General features: G+C 60.1%; 19 protein-coding genes. 16 read left to right on the top strand and 3 right to left on the bottom strand.

Annotated elements, in window-relative coordinates; translation table 11 throughout:
• The first annotated feature begins 43 nt into the window (after positions 1–43).
• From ACR0JN_RS00095 to ACR0JN_RS00060, 8 genes are all read left to right on the top strand, one after another.
• Positions 44–1,789: a type I secretion system permease/ATPase gene (locus ACR0JN_RS00095; protein WP_480883283.1), complete on the top strand. Its 1,746-nt coding sequence runs from the start codon at positions 44–46 to the stop codon at positions 1,787–1,789.
• Entirely contained in the window at positions 1,786–3,156 is a 1,371-nt protein-coding gene (locus ACR0JN_RS00090) for an HlyD family type I secretion periplasmic adaptor subunit (RefSeq protein ID WP_480883281.1), read from the top strand. Before ACR0JN_RS00095 ends, ACR0JN_RS00090 begins: the two co-directional genes overlap by 4 nt.
• A gap of 541 nt (positions 3,157–3,697) precedes the next feature.
• Complete coding sequence (locus ACR0JN_RS00085; RefSeq protein WP_480883279.1) at positions 3,698–4,384, top strand: hypothetical protein; 687 nt, start codon at positions 3,698–3,700, stop codon at positions 4,382–4,384.
• Positions 4,385–4,471: 87 nt separating this feature from the next.
• A complete protein-coding gene (locus tag ACR0JN_RS00080; RefSeq protein ID WP_480883277.1) occupies positions 4,472–5,725 on the top strand; it encodes a YcaO-like family protein in 1,254 nt (417 codons plus the stop codon).
• Positions 5,722–7,044 carry a TfuA-like protein gene (locus ACR0JN_RS00075; protein WP_480883275.1) on the top strand — a complete coding sequence of 441 codons (1,323 nt, stop codon included), beginning with the start codon at positions 5,722–5,724 and terminating at the stop codon, positions 7,042–7,044. The genes ACR0JN_RS00080 and ACR0JN_RS00075 overlap by 4 nt, the downstream gene beginning before the upstream one ends.
• Positions 7,045–7,072: 28 nt before the next feature.
• Positions 7,073–8,410, top strand: a complete 1,338-nt coding sequence (locus ACR0JN_RS00070; protein ID WP_480883273.1) for a gluzincin family metallopeptidase — start codon at positions 7,073–7,075, stop codon at positions 8,408–8,410.
• 110 nt (positions 8,411–8,520) lie between these two features.
• The gene (locus tag ACR0JN_RS00065; RefSeq protein WP_480818652.1) at positions 8,521–9,180 is read left to right on the top strand and encodes a hypothetical protein; all 660 of its coding nucleotides are present in this window, start codon (positions 8,521–8,523) and stop codon (positions 9,178–9,180) included.
• 50 nt (positions 9,181–9,230) lie between these two features.
• Positions 9,231–9,755, top strand: a complete 525-nt coding sequence (locus ACR0JN_RS00060; RefSeq protein WP_480818653.1) for a hypothetical protein — start codon at positions 9,231–9,233, stop codon at positions 9,753–9,755.
• A 29-nt stretch (positions 9,756–9,784) separates the two neighbouring features.
• Here ACR0JN_RS00060 and ACR0JN_RS00055 read toward each other — a convergent pair whose 3' ends face one another.
• From ACR0JN_RS00055 to ACR0JN_RS00045, 3 genes are all read right to left on the bottom strand, one after another.
• Positions 9,785–10,279: a GNAT family N-acetyltransferase gene (locus ACR0JN_RS00055; RefSeq protein WP_480818654.1), complete on the bottom strand. Its 495-nt coding sequence runs from the start codon at positions 10,277–10,279 to the stop codon at positions 9,785–9,787.
• Positions 10,276–12,024: a tetratricopeptide repeat protein gene (locus ACR0JN_RS00050; protein ID WP_480818655.1), complete on the bottom strand. Its 1,749-nt coding sequence runs from the start codon at positions 12,022–12,024 to the stop codon at positions 10,276–10,278. Before ACR0JN_RS00050 ends, ACR0JN_RS00055 begins: the two co-directional genes overlap by 4 nt.
• Before the next feature lie 174 nt (positions 12,025–12,198).
• Positions 12,199–12,756, bottom strand: coding sequence for a ZrgA family zinc uptake protein (locus tag ACR0JN_RS00045; protein ID WP_480883271.1), 558 nt, complete (start codon positions 12,754–12,756; stop codon positions 12,199–12,201).
• Positions 12,757–12,995: 239 nt separating this feature from the next.
• Between ACR0JN_RS00045 and ACR0JN_RS00040 the strand changes: the two genes are divergently transcribed.
• The 8 genes from ACR0JN_RS00040 (at position 12,996) to ACR0JN_RS00005 (ending at position 21,957) form a co-directional block, all read left to right on the top strand.
• Positions 12,996–14,267: an imelysin family protein gene (locus tag ACR0JN_RS00040; RefSeq protein ID WP_480883269.1), complete on the top strand. Its 1,272-nt coding sequence runs from the start codon at positions 12,996–12,998 to the stop codon at positions 14,265–14,267.
• 136 nt (positions 14,268–14,403) lie between these two features.
• The gene (locus tag ACR0JN_RS00035) at positions 14,404–14,697 is read left to right on the top strand and encodes a (2Fe-2S)-binding protein (RefSeq protein WP_480883267.1); all 294 of its coding nucleotides are present in this window, start codon (positions 14,404–14,406) and stop codon (positions 14,695–14,697) included.
• Complete coding sequence (gene bfr, locus ACR0JN_RS00030; RefSeq protein WP_480818659.1) at positions 14,645–15,130, top strand: bacterioferritin; 486 nt, start codon at positions 14,645–14,647, stop codon at positions 15,128–15,130. Before ACR0JN_RS00035 ends, bfr begins: the two co-directional genes overlap by 53 nt.
• The gene (locus tag ACR0JN_RS00025; protein WP_480883265.1) at positions 15,102–16,637 is read left to right on the top strand and encodes a di-heme oxidoreductase family protein; all 1,536 of its coding nucleotides are present in this window, start codon (positions 15,102–15,104) and stop codon (positions 16,635–16,637) included. Before bfr ends, ACR0JN_RS00025 begins: the two co-directional genes overlap by 29 nt.
• Positions 16,638–16,640: 3 nt before the next feature.
• Positions 16,641–17,651, top strand: coding sequence for an imelysin family protein (locus ACR0JN_RS00020; protein WP_480883263.1), 1,011 nt, complete (start codon positions 16,641–16,643; stop codon positions 17,649–17,651).
• Positions 17,652–17,654: 3 nt separating this feature from the next.
• A complete protein-coding gene (locus ACR0JN_RS00015) occupies positions 17,655–18,740 on the top strand; it encodes a DUF1513 domain-containing protein (RefSeq protein ID WP_480883261.1) in 1,086 nt (361 codons plus the stop codon).
• Between the two features lie 101 nt (positions 18,741–18,841).
• Positions 18,842–20,731 carry a biosynthetic arginine decarboxylase gene (gene speA / locus ACR0JN_RS00010; RefSeq protein ID WP_480883259.1) on the top strand — a complete coding sequence of 630 codons (1,890 nt, stop codon included), beginning with the start codon at positions 18,842–18,844 and terminating at the stop codon, positions 20,729–20,731.
• 14 nt (positions 20,732–20,745) lie between these two features.
• Positions 20,746–21,957, top strand: a complete 1,212-nt coding sequence (locus ACR0JN_RS00005) for a saccharopine dehydrogenase family protein (RefSeq protein WP_480883257.1) — start codon at positions 20,746–20,748, stop codon at positions 21,955–21,957.
• Positions 21,958–22,003 lie beyond the last annotated feature (46 nt).

The raw sequence follows: 22,003 nt of genomic DNA, 5'->3' as shown, positions 1-22,003 counted from the left end.
GGCACAGGTCGCCACCCATTCAACCTGAAAAGAGATCACCGTCATGTTTCAGAAAAAATCATCCGTCAAAACAGCCTGGGCCTCGCTGCGGGGCGGCTTTTTCGCAATCGGCTTTTTCAGCCTTGTTCTCAACCTTCTTATGCTCGCCGGTCCGCTTTACATGCTGCAGGTCTATGACCGTGTGCTGACCAGCCAGAACATGGACACCCTGATCGCCCTGACCCTGCTGCTGGGGGGTGTGTTCATCGTCACCGGCCTGTTGGACCTGATGCGGGTGCGCATCCTGAACCGGCTGGGCGCGCGGTTCGAGCTGAAGATCGGCGCGCCGCTGCTGCAGGCCTCGATCCGTCGTCGGGTACAGGGCAAATCGACGGCAACAGACAACCCGGCCGCAGATATCACCGGTCTGCGCGACTTCATCTCGGGACCCACGCTGATCGCGTTCTTCGATGCGCCGTGGATTCCGATCTATCTGGCGGTCCTTTACATGCTGCACCCCTATCTGGGCGCGCTTGGCCTTGCCGGAGCGCTGACCCTTACAATTCTGGCCCTGATTAACAATTCGCGCTCGGCTGAGGTGATGCAGGACGCATCCCGCGCGCGCAGCAGGTCCGACGCTTTGTTCACCGCAAGTGAGCAAAATGCAGAGCTTGTCCACGCCATGGGGATGAATGGTGATCTCGCCCGTCGCTGGACAGCTCTGCAACAGGATGCCCATACGCTGAAAACCCGCGTGGCCGACCGCATCGCCAGTTTCTCGGTTTTGTCCAAGACGATCCGCATGGCGCTGCAGTCAGGTATGCTGGGTCTGGGCGCGGCGCTGGCCATCACCGGTCAGGCCACCGCGGGGGTGATGATCGCGGCCACCATCGTGCTGGCCCGCGCGCTGGCCCCGATTGATCAGCTGATCGGCCAATGGCGCGGTTTTCTGGCAGCGCGCGGGTCTTACAAGAACCTGCGGGCGCTGGATGAGGCGTTCCCGGTGCAGCCCAAACGTCTGGCGCTGCCGCGTCCGCAATTCTCGATCAACACGGTGATCACGCAGGCCGGGCCACCGCTGGCGCGCAACGCGACCATTGGCGGGATCGAGTTTGCCCTGTCTGCCGGTGATGTGGTTGCCGTCATCGGCCATAGCGGCTCGGGCAAAACCACGCTGGCCAAGATGCTGGCCGGTATTTGGACGCCGCAGCGCGGGGCAATCCGTCTGGACGGCACGCCCATGGCCAAATGGGACCCGCAGGATCTGGGCCATATGATCGGCTATCTGCCGCAGGACGTGCAACTGTTCGACGGCACCATCCGCGAAAACATCGCCCGCTTTTCGACCTCGGTCGACGACGCCAAGGTGTTCGAGGCCGCCGTGGCCGCCGATGTGCACGGCCTGATCAGCAACCTGCCCGATGGCTATGACACCCAGCTGGGCGACGGGTTTCACCTGTCCGGCGGTCAGCGCCAACGTATCGCTCTGGCCCGTGCGCTGTACAAGGATCCCTTCATTCTGGTGCTGGACGAGCCGAACTCGGACCTCGATGCGCAAGGCGAACTGGCGCTGCGCAACGCCATCCATGGTGCCAGTAAGCGCGGGGCGATCACCTTTGTCATGACCCATCGCCCCAGCACGCTTGAGGCCGTGAACAAGGTCCTGACGCTGAACAAGGGCATGCAGACCGGCTTTGGCAAGAAAGAAGACATGCTGCGCCCCCGGCAGACCGGTCTGCCGCCGCAGAAGAACCCTCAGATCGCGGCGCGCGATGCGCAGCCGCCCGCTCAGAAAGGAGCAGCCCAATGACACCTGCAGTTTACAACGCACCCGATCAGAGCGTTCTGCGTCTGGAGGATTTCAACCGAGTTGAACAGAAAGTCCCCGGTTCGGGCATCAGGGGTTTCGTAATCCTCGGCCTACTGATCGTGACCGGCTTTGTCGGAGGCTCGGTCTACTGGGCCGCCACCTCAAAGCTGGACGGGGCCGTCGTTGCCCCCGCCTCTTTCGTGGTCGAGGGTAATCGCAAGACGGTCGAGCATCTGGATGGTGGCATCGTGCGGAGCATACTGGTTGCAGACGGCGATCTGGTCGAGGCCGGGCAGACCCTGGTCGAACTCGACAGCACCGATCTGGATGTCAATCTGGACGTGATCAAAAGCCAGTTGGGCGAGTTGACCGTCCGCCGCGCCCGACTTGTCGCGCAAATTCGCGAGCAAGATCGGTTCGAGCATGCGGATGTCGCCGGGATGATGCGCGTCGATATGGACAGCCGCGACTGGACCGATGCGTACCTGACGCAGAAGCTGCTATTCGACGCCGAAATCCGGACGCGCGCGGCGGAACAAAACCTGCTGGATCAGCAGATCGCCAACCTGCGGGACCAGATCAGCGGGCTGCAGGCCCAGCGGCAGGCCAATTCGCGCCAGATGGATATCACCCGCGAAGAGCTTGGCAATCTCGAAACCCTGCAGGCCAAGGGGCTAGTCGCCGCCAACCGCGTCAACAGCCGCCGGGTCGAGATCGAACGTCTGATCGGCGTCGATGCGTCGCTCACCACGCAAGAGGCGCAGGCCCGCAACCAGATCAGCGAATTGCAACTGGCCAGCATCGGCCAGCGGACCCAGCGAGCTGAGGCGGTTTCGACCGAACTGGCGCAGGTCGAGGCGCTGCTGGCCACGCTCGAGCCGCAATATGTCGGTGCCGCCGAACGGCGCAAGCGCGTTGCGGTCACGGCTCCGGTCAGCGGGCGGGTCGTAGGCCTGACGGTCTTCACCTCGGGCGGGGTCGTCCGGCCCGGCGAGCCCATTCTGGACATCGTACCTGCCGATCAGCCTCTGATCGTTGAGGCGCGGGTGAACACTGCCGATATCGAAAAGCTCTATGTCGGCCAGTCCACCCGCGTGCGCCTGTCCGCCTTCGACCAAGGCGAGGTGCCCGAGGCCACCGGCAAGATCACCGATATCTCAGCCGACAGTCTTGAGGACGACCGCACCGGGCAGCCCTATTATCTGGCACAGGTGAAGCTGGATCAAAGCCAGTCAGACCGCGTCGATACGCTGGAGCTGGTGCCCGGCATGCCTGCGGATCTGTTCGTGAACACTGGCGAGCGCACGGCGCTGAGCTATCTGGCGCAGCCCCTACGCGACCGGATCGCCCGCACGTTCATTGAATAGCGTTACGTGGCCGGAGCGCGGGCTTTATCAAACGCTCTCCGGCCGCATTTTCGGTACAAGCGGGCTGGTCGGGCTTGGCTTGACCATACGCGCAGAGATCGCGCAACGGGCACAAAGAACAGAGCGGCTCGGTCGGATGGCACAGCCTTTTGCCAAGCGGATGATGGCCATCAATATCCGCTCTGCCCCAGTCATCGGGCAGCAGCGGCACCAGCCCGTCATACGCCTCGACCGCATTGTCCCGCTGACGGATCAGACTAAGACGCCAAGGGGCCCCGGATGACCGAAGCAGTAGAAAAACCGTCTTTGAATGGTGATCAACCGATCCGTGCGATCATCCGGCATCAAAAGTAACTGCAGGACAGGCAGCACGCTCAACAAAGAACAGCAGGTGAACAATTGCGCAAACCCGAGGGGCCAGAACGTTCATGAGACCCCGACCCAAACGCCGTTCTTCGGGAAAATCGACACAGACCGCGACGAAAACCCGGTTCTGCGTGTATGATCGACCCTTATTTGCAGCAGCTATGGGGGTTTTGAGATGAGCGTGACTGAAAACGGCAGCAATGCCATGGCCAATCCACCTGACGCAAACAGGGCGGAGGCCGAGTGGAAACGGGGCGAACGCAGGATGTCGCTGTACTCGATGATCCTTTCGGCAGTGTCTGTCACGCTGTCCTTCGGCCTTGGCGTATTTATTTACATCGTCGAGGAATGGGACGAGAAATTCGAACGCAGCGTCACCGAGGTGGACCGGGTCTACGATCCGAAATTCTCGGACGCGCTGACAACCGTGCTCGAGGCGGTTTATGAATTCTACGAAGACCCCGAGAACGCCTACCTCAGCGCGGACGAGCGCTACGTCAAGTTCTGGCGCGAGGCCGATGTCGATCGCGAGATGCTGGTTGTGCTGCCCAGAATTACAACGATTGCAAACTGCGTTGAGCGCGAACAATGCTATCCCGAAGAGGTATACAACCGGTTTCCCGAAATCACTCTTCAGGCGATCTATTTCATGCGGGAATTCCTTTGGCCTGATTTTGAGGCCGAAGTGGATGAAGGGTGGTCAATTGGTTCGACCGACTACATGTTTCTGGCCAATATGTGTGAATGGACCGTGTCCAAATACGGCGATTTCCCGCTATGGAGCGCGCATCATGAAGAGTTGCGTTCGCCAGATGACCCAGCCCCAAACCCGTGCTTCGAGCGGATAGAATTCATTGATTAGTCCTGGGTTTTATCGCAGAAATTCAGTCATGTGACGCAAATCCGGTTTCGGGCTACGACTTTTATTCCAGTCATTTCAGGGCAAAGAATGGACCACGCAAAGACCGACGGCAGTACGACCCGCGAACCGGAGCAGCGCAAGGGCTATTCGGTGGGGACGCACAGAATTCGCCCGCCAGCGCAGACGGTGGCCGGCCTGATGCCGCTTCTGGCGCAGGCCGGGATCACGCGGGTTGCCAATATCACCGGCCTTGATCGCATCGGAATCCCGGTCGTCTCCGTCAGCCGCCCCAATGCCCGGTCGCTGTCGGTCTCGCAGGGAAAGGGCCTTGATCTTGATGCCGCAAAAGCCTCGGGGATCATGGAGGCCATCGAAAGCCACCATGCCGAAAACATCGACCACCCCCTGCGCCTTGCATCCGAGCGCGAGATGCAGGCGCAATTTCAGGTCGTTTCACCCTCAACCCTGCCGCAACTGCGGGACACGCGGCATGACCCGGAAAAACAGGTGCTCTGGATCGAGGGCACGGACCTGTTCCGCCAAACCCCAGTCTGGATGCCTTTCGAGGTTGTGCACACCAATTACACCGTCCCGACCAAGGCGGCGACCGGATGCCTTGTGGCCTCGTCCAATGGCCTCGCCTCGGGCAACAGCACGGCCGAGGCCATCATTCACGGCATCGCGGAAGTTGTCGAACGGGACGCGATGACGCTGTGGAACCAGTTGTCCGATGCCGACATTGCGTCAACGCGGGTGGATCTGAACAGCGTTGAGAACCTGGCCTGTCGTGTTCTACTTGCCAAGCTGCACGACGCAAACTTCAAAGTCGCGGTCTGGGACATCACCAGCGATGTAGGGCTTCCGGCCTTTTACTGCCTGATCGTGGATGCTGAGCGCCGCAACGGGCATTCGGGTGCGGGCGCGGGATGCCATACCTCTGCCGATGTCGCAATGGCGCGCGCAATCACCGAGGCGGTTCAGGTGCGCTGCAACTACATTGCCGGGGCGCGCGACGATCTACTGCCTGACGAATACGGCCAGGACAGTCAGCAGGCCAAGCGGGACAGGGCCGAATGGCTGATAAGCCTGCCGACCAGAGCGCCACGCGATCTGGGCTCCGTTGCAAGCTGGCAGAACAACACGCTGGACGCGGACCTTGAGACCATGCTGGCCCAACTCTCGGGCGCCGGTTTGGACCGCGTCGCCTGCGTGGACCTAAGCAAACCCGAGTTTGGCCTGGGCGTGGTGCGTATCGTGATGCCTGGGCTCGAAGGCCCCGATGACCACCCCGATTACACGCCGGGCCGCCGGTCGTTGGCCCAACGGGGGCAATCGGCATGACCGCCTGTGTGTTCTCTGGCCCCACCCTGTCCGCCAATGAGATCAAAGCGGTGTCTGATGCCGAGGTCCTGCCACCCGCCGCGATGGGCGACGTGATCGCGGCGGTCAAGCGTGGCTTCACCCGGATCGGCATCATCGACGGCTATTTCGAGGGCCAGCCCTCGGTCTGGCACAAAGAGGTCCTCTGGGCGATTGATCAGGGCGTCACCGTTTTCGGCGCGGCCAGTATCGGCGCGTTGCGCGCCGCCGAGCTGTATCAGTTCGGCATGATCGGCGTGGGTGAGATATTCTCGGCCTATGCCGAGGGCGAGTTGGAAGACGATGACGAGGTCGCCCTTGTTCACGGCCCAGCCGAACTTGGATACCAGCCTTTGTCCGAGCCGATGGTAAACATCCGGCTGACACTCGCCAAGGCCGTCGAAGATGGTGTTCTGTCGCCCGAGGTCGGTAGGATGCTGACCGATGACTGCAAAGCCCTGCATTTTCCGAACCGGACCTGGGCAAACCTGCTGGACCGCGCCGCCCAAAACGGCCAAGCCGAGCGCCTGTCCACATGGCTGGCCGACAACAAGATCGACCAAAAGAAACGCGACGCGTTCGAGATGTTGCGGGCGATGACACAGGCCGACGCGGTCAGCGAGCCCAATTGTCACATGCAATGGACCGTGATGTGGGACAAAGCGCTGCAATGGCGCGAAGAAACCCACACTGATCACACCGGCGTTCTGGATGAACTGCGCCTATCCCCGGACAGGTTCGCAAACATGCGCCGTCGGGCGCTGGCGCGGGTGCTGGCCTCGGACGGGACGACTGCCGTGTCCACGTCGGGCGGCGATATGTCCGCTATGCTCACCAAACTGCGCCGGGAACAGGGGTTGTTTTCGCTCTCAGCGTTGGAAAGCTGGATGGCGGACAACGCGCTAACCTCGGACGGGCTGGAACGGCTGCTGGCCACCGACAGCGCACTGGATGCGGCAGAAGAGGCCGCAGGCACCGCGCTGGACGACGCGCTGATCGACGAATTAAAACGCGCAGGCCAATTTGCGGCGTTGTCAAAGCGCGCTGAGGCAAAACGCGAGGTTTTGGCATCCGATCAATCGACGCACGCGAGCGCGCCCGGCCCCGCCATGCTGCTGGACTGGTTCATCCGTGAAACCCGCGCGGCGTTCGACCCGGAACAGCCTCAAATACTGGCAAAAGCACTGGCCCTGCCGGATGTTGAAACACTGCACCGACTGATCGCCGATGAATTTCTGTTTCGTAAATTGCGCAAAACCGGAGATACTGACGACAGCACATCCGCGCCAAAGGATTTTTAGCACGCGTTTTATTGAAGGGCTGAATTGAATGGATCACCATCCCGGCACGCGTTTCCTGCTGTTCCCGCAACTGCCCACCACGCAAGAGGGGCGGTTTGCTGAAACGGTCTGGGTGTCCTCGCCCGCGGGTTCCGTTGGGCCGGGCCCGACGGATGACCGGCTCTACGCCGTTTATCCGATCGACAAGCAACTGCCCTATGGCTTCTACCCCGGCCCCAACGGGCTGCCGGATCATTACAAACCCCCATGGGACGGCCAATCACATCCGCCCGCCCTGCCGGACGCGCAGGGGCATTTCGATCACATTGACTTTCAAACACGCGAATTCGAACAGGCCCATGCCTTTGGCAGCGTCCGCTTCACACTGGACATCTGGGAAGAGTATTTCGGTGGCCAAATCCCGTTTCATTTCCGCGCGGAATACGACCAGTTGGAAATCGTTCTCCTCAAGGGGCTCGACAATGCCTATGCCGGGTACGGCTCGATCGAGCTTGGGTCCTACACGCGCGAGAATGGCGACTTTATGGATTTCGCGCTCAGCTTCGATGTGATCGCGCATGAGCTTGGGCACCTGATCGTCTACAGCGCCGTGGGTATGCCCGACACCTCGGATATGGATGGCGAACAGTTCGGGTTCCACGAATCTGCGGCAGACATGGTGTCTCTGATCGCGCTGATGCATTTCGAATCCGCGCGAGACGATCTTTTGGAGAAGAGCAAAGGCAACCTCTACTCCTTCAACCAACTCAATCGCTTTGCCGAGGTTTCGGATTTCGAACAACTGCGTCTGGTGTCGAACGATTCCAACATGTGGCAGTTCGAGCAGGGCTGGACCAGCGAACATGACCTGTCCCAACCCTTGACGGCAGCGTTCTTCGACATTCTCGTCGATGTGTTTCACGAGGAATTGCTGGCCGCCGGTCTGATGGCCGAAGAGCTTGAAGATCTGTCGGACCGGCTTGAGGATGATCCCAACTACCACGAGATCCTGCAGCCGATGTTCGACGCCAGCTATGCCAAATCGCCCGAGGGGTTTGCCGAGGCTCTGGACCGCGCGCGGGACTATCTGGGGCACGTTCTGGCCCTGACATGGGTACGCCTGCCTGGCGTCCCGACTTATGCGGATTTCCGGCACGTCATGACCGGGGCGGATGAAACGCTGACGGGGGGGCGTTTTGGCCGAATCATCGAAGTGAACATGGCCCGACGCGGAATCGGTATCGTTTCTGCTGGCCCAAGGCAGACGCCGCCCGACGAAGAAAGCCACGCCTTTTCCGACCGAACCTATGTCCCTGAAAATACGTCATTTCGCCCACATAAATGCACACCCTACCGAACCCGTTACATGCTGGCGCGCGGTGGCTAAAGGGGCGAAAATGCAGGAAAAACCTTGTTTCTGAATCGAAACTGCCTCAGGCTGTCGCCACTGTTACCAAGGTTAACATTTTTTCAAATTGATAATGGGGGGTTATCACAATGACCGAGAGCTTACTTAGTCTTTCCAAAGTCGTCCTGTTCGGCCGGGTTGTTACGGACCTTGAGTTCAAGATAGCCGAGCAGCCTCTGGATGACGATCAACACCCTGACGATCTGGACGAAGAGGGCAAGCCGCCACTTCTGGGCGGGAACAGTTTTCTGGCCCAACAGTTGTTCCGCTATCACGGGCAGGACAAGCGGCTTGCGCGATTTGCGCGGATTTACTGCTACAGCTACGAGTCGCACCTTTATGAGCTTGCGCGTCCCCAGATTTTCCTGGTGCACGGCAAGGGAACGCTTGTCGAAGGCCCCGAAGGCGACGCAGCAACCCGTTTTGCACGCACCTCGGGCCCTGTGGACCGAACCGGTGTCGATGCCCGAGGCTGGACCTTCGCGGATGACATGAGAGCTTGGGCTTTCGACAAAGGCGACTATTCTATCCGCCTTGATCCAAGCGCGGGCCCGCTTGAAGATATTCTGCTCGCTGCGGAAGTAAACGATCCGGCCTCGGCGTATAGCGGCGGCAAGGCCTATAGCGGCGGCAAAGCATATAGCGGTGGTAAGGCCTATAGCGGCGGCAAAGCGTATAGCGGCGGTAAAGCCTATAGCGGCGGCAAAGCTTATAGCGGCGGCAAGGCCTACGGCGGAAACAGCGACTGAACTTGATGACCAGCTAGATTTTTCAACTTCCTAAACAGGTTGGATTTATTATGACCGATACTGACGTACCGACCCCTGATTCTGGCGCAACTGAAACAGCGTCGGAAGCGGAAAGCTCTCAGGATGTTAAGGTTTTTCAAAACATTGAAATGTTCCTCAGGCAGATTTCACGCAATCTGCAACCGGTGACAGTCAAACGGCGGCGGCCACCCAATCTGGAACGTCTGGTTTCCATAATCGACCCAAACGAACCCGACCCCCAGAAAATTGCAACCGTGCGGGACTACACAGTCAAAGGTGCCTTTCAAAGGGAGGACTCCACCACCACCGGAAAGATTCTGAGAAAAGACAACTCCGATTTCTCCGGGGCCACGGTCACTATTGATCCCAAACTGATTGACGACGGACAACTGATTGTCACGGTTGAGACGATTGGCAACATACAAGCGGTCAAAAGCGACACCGGCGCAACCGATAACAGCGAACTAAAGCTTGAGATCACGCAGACCGTTAACGGCAAGCCAGATTCAAAGAAAGCGGTTTTCTTCAAAATCTCGAATAGACCGCCCTTCTGACGGGCGCGGTCGGTTCTCTTTAGTCACCCTCACAGGTCGTGACTCAAAGTCATATAATGCTTCGTCTCATCCGAATGGGTGATCTTAAACCCTTCGCGCGTGTAAAGACTGCGCGCAGGGTTTCCACGGATCAAATCCAGTCGAAGCGGTAGCGCACGCGTCCGGGCTTCGGCGATTACATTGCGCAGCAGACGGGTGCCGATGCCGCGGCGGTGATACTGTGCCAACAGGTGGAATTGATCCAGATGCATCGCGCCGTCTGCAATCGTGACCTGCAAATACCCGATATCCTTGCAATCCAGACGGGCGACGCTGATTTCCTCGGCGTCGAAATAACGGTCGAACGTCGCATCGACCCGTTTGGCATCCCACGCCCCCAACTCGGTCAGCAGCGGCTTCATGCAGGCCAGATACAACTGATGACAAAAGGCGCGGTCGGCCAAAGCGCCCGGGCGCAGATCAACGCAGGCCGCGCGGCTGTTGAGCGCCACCGAAAAGGGCTCGGCTTGAAAAGGTGTTTTCATTTCAGCCCCGCCAATTTCAGCCCGGCCATAAGACGTTCTCTGGGTTCGGGATTTTTGTCCGGCGGGACCTTGCTCCAGTGATCGAGTGAGAATTCGGGGTGACTGGCCAGCAATTCGCGGGCCGAGCGTATCGCAAGCTGGTTCTCGCCCATCAAGGCATAGCTTGCGGTCAGCATCCGATGTGCCTCGGTCCGGTCGCTCATTTGGCTGAGGATACGGATCGCCTCGGCATAGTCGGATTTGTCGAAATGCGCTTCGCCCAAATGCCACAGATACCAGTCCGGGTAATGCGGGTTCAGCGACATTGCCTTTTTGATCAGTTCAATCGCTCGGTCCGGATTGCCGCAGACGCAGACCGAATGCCCCATTTCCGCAAGCACATCGGCATCGTTCGGGTTCAACTTGATGGCGCGCTCGTAGGCTCCAAGGGACTGGTCGTATTCGCGCAGGTAGATCAGCGCACTGCCCACGGCGGCGTGCCCCCTTGCATCAGTCTGGTCCAGCTTCACGGCGCGCTCCGCCTGAGCCAGCGCGTCCCGAAGGGCGGCGTCAGGCGGATCAATCCAATGAAAACGCCACGCGTCGTTCAAGGTTCGGGAAATACCGACATAGCTGCGGGAAAAGGTCGGGTCGGCCTTGCGCGCCTGTTCGAACAGCCCGCGCGCATGCACGTTGTTCAAACGCGACGGTCGGCCATAGACCGACCGGCCACGCAGCAACAGACCATAGGCCTGCAACTGATCCTCACCCGCACTGACCGAGCGACGTATCTCGGCGCTTGTGACCTCCTGCGACAGGCGCGCGGCGATAAGCGAGGTCAGTTCCGTGCGGATCGAGAACACGTCTTCGATCACACCATCGAACCGCTCACCCCACAGCGACTGGCCCGTGGTGGCGTCCAAAAGTTCGACATGCACCATGATCCGCCGGTCACTGCGCAACAGGCTGCCAGCGATCAGATAGGTGACGCCCAGGCTTTCGGCGATTTCGGATGTGGTCTGGGCGGACTGGTCGAACATAGACGAAGACCGATGCGCAATGACGTGCAGGTCATGAAACCGCGTCAGGTTCGAGATGATATCTGCCGTAATACCCGAACAGAGATGGATATTCGCGGTGTCACCCGAGGTGTTTTGAAGATCCAGAACGGCAACCGAGTTCGGCGAGGGCGGCGGTGAGTTTCTTTCCCATTCCCGCAACTGAATGCCTGAGGACGTGGCAGGAACGTCCAGCGCGACCTCGAAAACATTCACGAATTGCTTGAGGTTCTTCAGCTTCTTTTTACCCAGCGGGCGCAACCGAACATCCGAACTGTCGTTGATCTGCGCCTTCACATCTTCACTGATCAGAATGCCGCCCGGCGGTGCTAGACTTTGCAGGCGCGCCGCGATGTTCAACTGATGGCCCAGCAATCCGTTGCGGGTCTGCAGAAGATCGCCGAAACTCAAACCGATGCGAAAGGCAATCGGGGACTCTCCGCAGTTCCAGACGCTGTCATTGCTCATTTCCCGCTGAACCGACACCGCCAGATTCAAAGCGTCATCGGCGCTTTCGAAAAAGGCCAGCACACCGTCGCCGGCGATATGTTCGACCGACCCACCGTAATCCACAATCAGGGATGAGATCAGTTCGATCGCGCGCTGGGTGCGCCGGACGGCCCTGGCTTCGTCGCGTTCGATAATGGTCGTATAACCACAAATATCCGCGAACAACGCCGTTACCGTTTTTGTACCTTCACCAACCATATCGCCGTCTCGTCTCAAATTAAGACCGGGTTTTGCCGTCGGCCCAGACGCTAACATGTCTGGCCGGGCTTGCGAACTATTTACTTTAGCGGATCGAGCCGACGTTACGCTTTGGTTCGAAACAGGGTTTTTTTGCTTAGTTTACAACCCAAAAGGTCAGCCGTCTAAGCATGTTCAGCGCAGTGCTTCTACGTCCAATAGCCGCCGTTCCCGTGTCATTTCGAAGCTTTGTTCATCGCCAGCCAGTTCCACCCTAACATCCAGTTTTTCCGCACGTTCAAATCGATCAAAATAAGCAAACTCAATAGTGTCCAGCGCGCCGATATCCTGACATTGAATCACGTAGTCTGCCTGAAATTCCGAATGAGCCGCAGCTTCCGGATCACTCTGTTGGGTGGGTGATACCTCATCGCTGGCCACGCTGTCAGCGACCAAGGTCACATTCGCGGACATGGCAAAGCACCCGGCCTCGGCAGGGGCAAGGAACAGCTCAAGCGGTTTCGAAAGGTCCGAGATGGCAACTGCAACCGACGCGCGGTCGTCATCATTGGCGGCGGCATGTTCAAATCCAACGACATCAAATCCCGGAGCAACCAGCGACAATGCATATTCAGCCCCGGAAAAGGCGATATGAAGCGTGCCGGTCCCGTGTCGATGCTGGGGTTCCGTTTGCGTGGCCTGAACGGCATGCGCCGAAGCGCACAGGGCCAAAGCAAGAAACACTTTCCTCATTAACCAGTCACCACAAAAGACGAATCATCGTTATCAGTCTATGCCGATTCGGCAGTCATGCAACTTTACCCATCTGCCCGGTATCGGCAGAATTTGCCTAGCCAAATCTCGCGGGTCTGAGAACATCGGAATTTCCGACAATAAAACTCAGGTTGACATAGGTGAGTAAATCACTCAGTTATCTGTCAAATCAAAATCCTGGGCTAAGCCCCCATCCTGACAAGAAAGACCTGCGTTCCATGACCAAGCTCTTTACCGCCGCCAGTACGCTGACCATGTGCATTGCCAACTCGGCCCTCGCCGCCGATGCCCCAGCGAAGTCCGATGTGCTTGAGACTTATGCCAATATCGCCGAAGCCAAGTTCGAAGACAGCCTGATCGCCGCCCAATCCCTGCAGGCCGCTGTCAACGCCCTGATCGCCGACCCGTCGGACGCCACGCTCAACACCGCCCGCGCCGCCTGGGTTGCTGCGCGTGTACCCTATCAGCAGACCGAGGTTTACCGTTTTGGCAACGCCATCGTCGATGACTGGGAAGGCAAGGTGAACGCATGGCCGCTGGATGAAGGCCTGATCGACTATGTCGATGCGGCCTATGGCGGTGCGACCGACGAAAACGAGTTCGCTGTTTTGAACGTCATTGCCAACCCCAGCTTTGAGCTATCGGGCAATACTATCGACGCCAGCGAAATCACCCCCGAACTGCTGAGCGACACCCTGCACGAGGCCGACGGGATCGAGGCCAATGTCGCCACCGGCTACCACGCTATCGAATTCCTGCTGTGGGGTCAGGACATGAACGGCCACGGCGCGGGTGCGGGCAACCGCCCGGCCAGCGACTATGCGTCGGGTGATGCCTGCACTGGCGGCAATTGCGACCGCCGCGCGCAGTATCTGAGCGCCGCCACCGACCTGCTGGTCAGCGATCTGGAATGGATGGCCGACCAGTGGATACAAGGCGGCGCAGCCCGCGCGGCCCTGACCGAGAACGAGGATGCAGGGGTCAGCGCCATCCTGACCGGCATGGGATCTTTGTCCTATGGCGAACAGGCCGGTGAGCGGATGCGTCTTGGCCTGATGCTAAACGACCCCGAGGAAGAGCATGACTGCTTCTCGGACAACACCCATAACAGCCATTACTACGACGGGTTGGGCATCCAGAACGTGTATCTGGGCAGCTATACCCGCATCGACGGAACCCCGGTTTCCGGCGCATCGCTGGCCGATCTGGTCATCTCAACGGACCCGGCGCTGGACGCGGAAATGAAGGTCAAGCTGGCCAACACGATGCAGGCTCTGGGCCGTATCAAATCCACTGCCGAAGCCGGGTTTGCCTATGACCAGATGCTGGAACGCGGCAACGAGGGCGGCGAGTTGCTGATCATGGGCGGCGTCAACGGCCTGATTGACCAGACCAAGACCATCGAGCGGATTGTGACGGCACTGGAACTGGATCAGCTCGAATTCGAAGGCTCTGACAGCCTGGACAACCCGAACGCGGTCTTCCAGTAGGCTCTGACCCCCGGGCCAGAGGCGTGCGCGACAACATGCCTCTGGCTTTACTAACCCTGAGAAGTTGCATCGCAAACCGCATCCGGGATAGATACCCTACAAAATAACTAAGAAAACAAAAACACCAGTCAAAACCATGATTGTCTGCCACTGCACACACATCTCGGACCACGAAATTCGCGCGGCGATCGACTGGATGCGGGCTGCGGACCCGCATGCGGTGATCACCCCCGGCAAGATATACCATGCCCTTGGAAAATCAGCGGATTGCGGCGGGTGCATGCCTCTTTTTCTAGACACAATGCGGTCTTCCGATAATCTGGAAGTCCCAATGCAACTCCGGGCCTTACGTGCCGGAGTAACACAGGAGAAGTCAGATGAAGGGCGATCCGAAGGTCATCGAATACCTCAACAAATCTCTGCGGCATGAACTGACTGCGGTCAGCCAGTACTGGCTGCACTACCGCCTGCAAGAGGATTGGGGCCTCGGCCACATGGCAAAGAAAAGCCGCGAGGAATCCATCGAAGAGATGGAGCACGCGGACAAGCTGATCGAACGGATCATCTTTCTGGAAGGCCATCCCAACCTGCAGAAACTGGATCCGCTGCGCATCGGCCAAACCCCAAAAGAAACACTGGAATGCGATCTGGCCGCCGAGATCGACGCCCGCGCGCTGTACAAGGAAGCCCGCGAGTATTGCCGCGAGGCGGGTGATTTCGTCTCGATGGGCCTGTTTGAACAGTTGATGTCCGATGAAGAGGACCATATCGACTTCCTCGAAACGCAGCTCGACCTGTATGAAAGGATTGGCGAAGCCAATTATGCGCAACTCAATGCATCGAAAATGGACGGGGAAGAATAGGTTCTTCGCCCTGACGGTGGCCGCGTTTGTGGCCACCCCCACCCTGTCAGCCGAGCTGCAGGACCTGCACCTGAACCCTCTTCCCCGCACCGAAGACGAACGCGCCCGCATCGCCGCTGTGACCGCGCCACCGCAGGACTTCTATGCACCGCAACCATTCGAAGAGCTGTCCGCCGGGGCCGCAACCGTCCGCGTGCGCAATGATGCAGATGCATTCTCGCAGCCCTCGGGCATTCTGAGTTTCGAGCAGGAACTGGATTTCAAAGTCGGCAACGGGTTGTTCAAGAAAATCTGGGTGTCGTCCCCGTCCTCGACATTGGCCTCGGACGGGTTGGGCCCTTTGTACAATGCGCGGTCCTGCCAGCGATGCCACATCAAAGACGGGCGCGGCCACACCCCGAACGGGCCGGACGATAACGCGGTTTCAATGTTTTTAAGGGTGTCCATCCCTGGCGCGCCCGAGGATGGCTACGCCGACATCGCGGATTATATCGCCACCCTGCCCGAGCCAAACTATGGCGGCCAGATGCAGGATTTCGCGCTGGCCGGGCACCCGGCGGAATACCGGCTGGACATCACCTACGAAGAAATACTGGTCGCACTCTCCGACGGCGAAACCGCATCCCTGCGTCGCCCGACTTACGAAGCGGCTGACCTGGGCTACGGGCCGCTGCACCCGGACGCGATGCTCAGCCCGCGTGTTGCACCGCAGATGATCGGGCTTGGTCTGCTAGAGGCGATCCCGGTCCAGGACCTGCTGGCCCGAGCCGACCCCGATGATGCGGACGGCGATGGCATCTCGGGGCGGGCCAATATCGTATGGTCGATTGAACACGGCGCGCCGATGATGGGCCGGTTCGGCCACAAGGCGGGTATGCCGACCATCATGGAGCAATCGTCGGCGGCTTTTGCCGGGGATATCGGCATCTCCAGCCCGCTCTACCCGGCACCGCATGGGGATTGCACCGATGCGCAGGTCAATTGCCTGCAAGCCCCCCATGGGGACAACGACGTGCGCGCGTTCGAGATCGATCAGACCGGCATGGACCTTGTCGCCTTCTACAGCCGCAATCTGGGCGTCCCCGGTCGCCGCGATGTAGGCGACCCGCAGGTGCTGCGGGGCAAAGAAGTCTTTCACACAACCGGCTGCGCCGCGTGTCACACGCCCTCCCATGTCACCCACCGCATGGAGGATCGGCCCGAGCACAGTTTCCAACTGATCTGGCCCTATACCGATCTGCTGCTGCATGACATGGGTGAGGGTCTGGCCGACAACCGCCCCGAGGCCCGCGCAACCGGCCAGGAATGGCGCACGCCGCCGCTCTGGGGTGTTGGCCTGACCGAACGCGTCTCGGGGCACACTCAGTTTCTGCATGACGGAAGGGCGCGCACTCTGCTCGAAGCGATCCTGTGGCACGGGGGTGAGGCCCAGCCTGCCCGTGATACGGTCGTCTCCATGCCCAAAGCCGACCGGGATGCCCTGATCCGATTTCTGGAAAGCCTGTAAACTATGCGTCTGTCTACCTTTCTCATTGCTCTGTTCCTGCCGCTGGCGGCACAGGCGCAGGATCGCGCGGCTGTTCTTGAGGACGTGACCGGGGCCCATATCCTGCCCCGCTTTGACGATCTGGCGCAGGCGACCGAAACCCTGATGACAGCGTCGCAGTCTGATTGCACAGCCGGGTCAGACACCCTCCTTGCCGCCTACGGCACCGCTTTTGATGCCTGGATTTCCGCCAGCCATCTCAGGTTCGGCCCGACCGAAGCCGAGGACCGCGCCTTTGCACTGGCCTTCTGGCCAGACACCAAGGGGTTCACGCCGAAAGCCCTGTCTCAACTTATCGCCGCCGAAGATACGGCGGTCGAAGACCCCGAGGCGTTCGCCCAGACCTCCATCGCCGGGCGCGGATTCTTTGCACTGGAACGGATGCTGTTCGACCTGGCTTTTGCGGATCAGGGCGACGCCGACTATCGCTGCGCGCTGATCCAGGCCATTGCCACTGATATCGACCGCAACGCAGGTAACATCCACGTGGATTGGCAATCCTACGCGCCCACCCTGATGCAACCTGGCGAGGACGGCCCCTATCGCACACAGGACGAGGCGATGCAGGAACTGTTCCGGGCCCTGTCCACCGGTCTTGAGTTCACCGCCGATACACGTCTGGGCCGCCCGCTTGGAACCTTCGACCGCCCCCGTCCCAACCGGGCTGAAGCGCGACGGTCCGAACGATCCCTGCGGCATGTGGAGTTGTCCCTGATTGCGCTGCGCGATCTGGCCACGCGACTGTCTGTGGACCACCCAGAGATCGCAGCCGATCTGGATGCGGGGTTTGCCCGCGCCATCGACAGCGCCCGGTCTATTGATGATCCTGCCTTGGCCGGGGTCGCCTCGCCCCAAAGTCGCTTTCGCATCGAAGCGCTGCAACAGGCGATCAACGATATCCGCGAGATTACAGCAACCGAGCTGGGCCCGGCCTTGGGGATCAGCGCGGGCTTCAACTCGCTGGACGGGGACTGACCTATGACCAGTCGCCGCAGCTTTCTGGCCGGTCTCGCCGCCTCAACCCTGACGCCCTTATCGGGCTGGGCCTCCGTTGGTGCGCCCGCGTTTTTGGCCGCGGCCCTGTTCCCCGACGGGACATACCGGTTGGCGGGGTTGGACCAGCATGGGGATATCCTGTTCGCCCTGCCCTTACCCGCGCGCGGACATGCCGCCGCCGCTCACCCCTTCCGAGCCCTAGCCATCGCCTTCGCCCGCCGCCCCGGCACTTATGCCGTCGTGATCGACTGCGCCGACGGCACGGAACTGGCCCGCCTTCAGGCCCCCAAAGGGCGGCACTTCTACGGCCACGGCACCTTCTCGGCGGACGGGTCCCGGTTCTATGCAACGGAAAACGACTACGAAGCCGGGCAAGGCCTGATCAGCATCTGGGACGCGGGCAATTTCGAACGTTTGGGCGAAGTCTCCTCGGGCGGCATCGGTCCCCATGACGTCTGCCTGATGCCCGATGGCCAGACGCTGGTGGTCGCCAATGGCGGGATCGAGACCCACCCCGACAGCGGTCGAACCAAGCTGAACCTGCCAACGATGCGCCCAAACCTCAGTTATGTCGATCTGTCCGGGACCGTTCTGGAACAGGTGGAGCTGCCACGCTCGCTGCACAAGAACTCGATCCGCCATCTGGCGGTGCGCCCCGACGGGCTGGTCGGGTTCGCAATGCAATGGCAGGGCAGTACGGCAGAACACCCGCCGCTTCTGGGACTGCATCGTCGCAGCGAAAGCCCGGTCTTGCTGGCCGCGCCCGAAGCGGACCAGAGCGGGCTTCAAGGCTATGCGGGCAGCATCGCATTTTCCCAAGATGGCGAAACAATCGCCATCACCTGCCCACGCGGCAATGCGTTGCACGCGTTCGATGTGGCCAGCCGCGCATTCCAAACGGCGTACGCGTTGCAGGATGTCTGCGGCCTCGGTTCCGGGGCAAACGGGTTGGTCTTCACCACGGGAACCGGACTGTTTGGCACCGTGACGAACACGCGCCCCGCGATCCAGGCCCACGCAAAGTGTCAGTGGGACAACCACCTGATCCCGATCCGCCAACCTGCGTAAAACTCGGATTTCACTGTCACATAGTTTACACTTGGAAGAATCAAACTGCTGCCGTATTGGCGGGCGCGAAACCGGCACCCCTTGGTTAAGGACTGACTTGATTGAAACAGACGCCCGACGCACCGCATTCCATCTACGGGGTTGAGAAATGGGGCAAAGGCCTCATCGAGGTGACGGAGCAAGGCGAGATCGGTCTGCGCAATCCGATGGCGCCCGAGGCGGACGCGATCAGCCTGCCCGGTATCCTCAGCGATCTGGATGACCGTGGGATCAAGGCGCCGATGTTGCTGCGCGTCAGTTCGTATCTGGAACATGAGATCGCGCATCTGAACGAGAGCTTTGCCGACGCCATCGCGCGGGTGGGCTACAAAGGCCCCTATCGCGGTGTGTTTCCGATCAAGGTGAACCAGCAGGCGCAGGTGGTCGACCGCATCGTCGAGTTCGGCAAGAAATACAATTATGGCCTCGAGGCCGGATCAAAGCCCGAACTGGTCGTGGCTCTGGCCCACCGGCTGGCCCCTGAGGCTCTGATCGTCTGCAACGGCGTCAAGGATGCCGAGTTCATCCAACTGGCGATCCTGTCCCGCAAGATCGGGTTCAATACCGTCATCGTTCTGGAAAGCCCGAAAGAGGCGGATACGGTGATCGAGGTCTACAAGGAACTCGACATCGAACCTCTGATCGGCGTGCGAGTGAAACTGACCAACCAGATCAGCGGTAAGTGGGAAGAAAGCTCGGGCGACCGCTCCGCCTTTGGCATGAACACCGATCAGTTGGTCGCCACCGTGGACAAACTGCGCGAGGCGGGTCTGTTGCATTGCCTCAAGCTGCAGCACTCGCATCTGGGCAGCCAGGTGCAGGACGTGAACGACGTCCGCCGCGCCGTTGGTGAGGCCTGCCGCTACTACACCGAACTCACGCGTGAAGGCGTGCCGCTGACCCATCTTGACCTCGGCGGCGGTATGGGCGTGGACTATACGGGTGAAAAGAAGGCGGCTGAAAATTCGATCAACTACACGGTCGAAGAATACTGCGCCAACGTCGTGGAAACTGTCGCCTATGCCATGGACGAGGCCGAGATTGCGCACCCAACATTGGTCACCGAAAGCGGCCGCGCCGTAGTGGCGACCTCATCCATGCTGGTGTTCAACGTGCTGGAAACCACGCTCTACGATGCGCCCACCGCGCCGGATGTGGAACCTGACGACAACCATCTGGTCTCGGACCTCGCCGCCGTACACGGCTACCTTAGCAAAGACCGCCTGCAGGAATGCTGGAACGACGCCACCTTCTATCGCAACGAACTCCGCGCCTTGTTCCGCCGCGGCTATGTCGATTTGCGCCAGATGGCCCGCGCCGAGCGCATCTACCTGTCGCTGATGGCCCGCCTGAAGGCGCTGGCGGCCAGTGACGATCTTGACACGGATGTGGACGATCAGCTTGAGAAAGTGGCCGATATCTACCACTGCAATTTCTCGCTGTTCCAGTCGCTGCCTGATGTCTGGGCCATCGACCAGCTGCACCCGATCGTGCCCCTGCAGGGCCTGAACGATCGGCCCGACCGCCGCGCGGTCCTGTCCGACATCACCTGCGACAGCGACGGCAAGATCGACCGGTTCATTCTGGCCGACGGCGTCTCGCCCAGCCTGCCGGTGCACTCCCTGCCCGACGAGGGCGAGTATTTCATGGGCGTCTTCTTCGTCGGTGCCTATCAGGAAACGCTGGGCGATCTGCACAACCTGTTTGGCGACACCAATGTGGTCACCATCGACCTGCGCGCCGATGGCGGCTTTGACCTGCTGGACGAGCAAGAGGGCGACACGATCAGTCAAGTCCTGTCTTATGTCGAGTTTGACCCCGCCGACTGCGTCGCCGCCTTCCGCAAGATGGTGGACGAGGCGATTTCGACCGGTACTCTGCAAGCCAAGGACCGCAAAACCCTGATGAGCGCCTATCGCGACAGCATCAACGGCTACACCTATTACGAATAAGAAGGAGACAGACCATGGGCAAAACACTGGTTGTCGGCGCTGGCGGCGTATCCCACGCAGCCGTGCACAAGATGGCGATGAACTCGGACATCTTCACCGAGATCACTCTGGCCAGCCGCACGAAATCGAAATGCGACGCCATCGCCGCCGCTGTGAAGGACCGCGTCGGTGTCGAGATCAAGACCGCCGAACTGGACGCCTACAAGGTCGAAGACACGGTCAAGCTGATCAAGGAAACCGGCGCTGAAATCCTCGTCAACCTCGCCCTGCCCTATCAGGATCTGGTCCTGATGGACGCCTGCCTCGAGGCCGGTATTCACTACCTCGACACTGCGAATTATGAGCCCGAGGACGAAGCCAAGTTCGAATACCGCTGGCAATGGGCCTATCAGGAGCGGTTCAAGGCCGCCGGCCTGACCGCCATCCTCGGCTCGGGCTTCGATCCGGGCGTGACCAGCGTGTTTGCCAAATGGCTCAAGAAACACAAGCTGGACACGATCCGCCAGATCGACGTGCTGGACGCCAATGGCGGCAGCAACGATCAGGAGTTCGCCACCAATTTCAACCCCGAGATCAACCTGCGCGAAGTTCTGGCCGAGGTCCGTCACTGGGAAAACGGCGCATGGCAGCACAGCCCGGCCATGACCCACAAGGTCGAATTCGACTTCCCCGCCATCGGACCCAAGAATATGTACCTGATGTATCACGAGGAACTGGAGAGCCTCAGCACCCACTTCCCCGAGATCGAGCGCGCCCGCTTCTGGATGACCTTCGGCGATGCCTACATCACTCACGCCAAGGTGCTGGAAAACGTCGGCATGACCCGCATCGACCCGGTGATGCATGACGGCAAAGAGATCATCCCGATCCAATTCCTGAAAACCCTGCTGCCCGACCCCGGCGATCTGGGCGCAGAAACCAAGGGCAAGGCCTGCATCGGCGACATCGCCACAGGGCAAGCCAAAGACGGCTCGGGCGAAAAAACCTACTACATCTACAACATCTGCGACCACGAAGACTGCTACGCCGAGGTCGGCAGCCAGGCCGTCAGCTACACCACCGGCGTCCCCGCCATGATCGGCGCCGCGCAGGTCCTGAAAGGCAACTGGCGCGAGCCGGGCGTATGGAACATGGAACAGCTGGACCCGGACGACTTCATGGACATGCTGAACACCCATGGCCTGCCATGGCAGGTCCACGAACTCGACGGCCCCGTAGAATTCTAGATCCAGAACTTCATCTGGCTAAAAGTATCCCGGGGGTCCGGGGGCA

Source organism: Ruegeria sp. G12, from assembly GCF_056533565.1.
The sequence above is the reverse complement of the archived record's forward strand: the minus strand, read 5'-3'. Positions and strand labels throughout refer to the sequence as shown.

Excerpts from the sequence above, each read along its gene's own strand:
- ACR0JN_RS00095 (WP_480883283.1), top strand. The coding sequence starts at position 44 with ATGTTTCAGAAAAAATCATCCGTCAAAACAGCCTGGGCCTCGCTGCGG.
- ACR0JN_RS00090 (WP_480883281.1), top strand. The coding sequence starts at position 1,786 with ATGACACCTGCAGTTTACAACGCACCCGATCAGAGCGTTCTGCGTCTG.
- ACR0JN_RS00085 (WP_480883279.1), top strand. The coding sequence starts at position 3,698 with ATGAGCGTGACTGAAAACGGCAGCAATGCCATGGCCAATCCACCTGAC.
- ACR0JN_RS00080 (WP_480883277.1), top strand. The coding sequence starts at position 4,472 with ATGGACCACGCAAAGACCGACGGCAGTACGACCCGCGAACCGGAGCAG.
- ACR0JN_RS00075 (WP_480883275.1), top strand. The coding sequence starts at position 5,722 with ATGACCGCCTGTGTGTTCTCTGGCCCCACCCTGTCCGCCAATGAGATC.
- ACR0JN_RS00070 (WP_480883273.1), top strand. The coding sequence starts at position 7,073 with ATGGATCACCATCCCGGCACGCGTTTCCTGCTGTTCCCGCAACTGCCC.
- ACR0JN_RS00065 (WP_480818652.1), top strand. The coding sequence starts at position 8,521 with ATGACCGAGAGCTTACTTAGTCTTTCCAAAGTCGTCCTGTTCGGCCGG.
- ACR0JN_RS00060 (WP_480818653.1), top strand. The coding sequence starts at position 9,231 with ATGACCGATACTGACGTACCGACCCCTGATTCTGGCGCAACTGAAACA.
- ACR0JN_RS00055 (WP_480818654.1), bottom strand. The coding sequence starts at position 10,279 with ATGAAAACACCTTTTCAAGCCGAGCCCTTTTCGGTGGCGCTCAACAGC.
- ACR0JN_RS00050 (WP_480818655.1), bottom strand. The coding sequence starts at position 12,024 with ATGGTTGGTGAAGGTACAAAAACGGTAACGGCGTTGTTCGCGGATATT.
- ACR0JN_RS00045 (WP_480883271.1), bottom strand. The coding sequence starts at position 12,756 with ATGAGGAAAGTGTTTCTTGCTTTGGCCCTGTGCGCTTCGGCGCATGCC.
- ACR0JN_RS00040 (WP_480883269.1), top strand. The coding sequence starts at position 12,996 with ATGACCAAGCTCTTTACCGCCGCCAGTACGCTGACCATGTGCATTGCC.
- ACR0JN_RS00035 (WP_480883267.1), top strand. The coding sequence starts at position 14,404 with ATGATTGTCTGCCACTGCACACACATCTCGGACCACGAAATTCGCGCG.
- bfr (WP_480818659.1), top strand. The coding sequence starts at position 14,645 with ATGAAGGGCGATCCGAAGGTCATCGAATACCTCAACAAATCTCTGCGG.
- ACR0JN_RS00025 (WP_480883265.1), top strand. The coding sequence starts at position 15,102 with ATGCATCGAAAATGGACGGGGAAGAATAGGTTCTTCGCCCTGACGGTG.
- ACR0JN_RS00020 (WP_480883263.1), top strand. The coding sequence starts at position 16,641 with ATGCGTCTGTCTACCTTTCTCATTGCTCTGTTCCTGCCGCTGGCGGCA.
- ACR0JN_RS00015 (WP_480883261.1), top strand. The coding sequence starts at position 17,655 with ATGACCAGTCGCCGCAGCTTTCTGGCCGGTCTCGCCGCCTCAACCCTG.
- ACR0JN_RS00005 (WP_480883257.1), top strand. The coding sequence starts at position 20,746 with ATGGGCAAAACACTGGTTGTCGGCGCTGGCGGCGTATCCCACGCAGCC.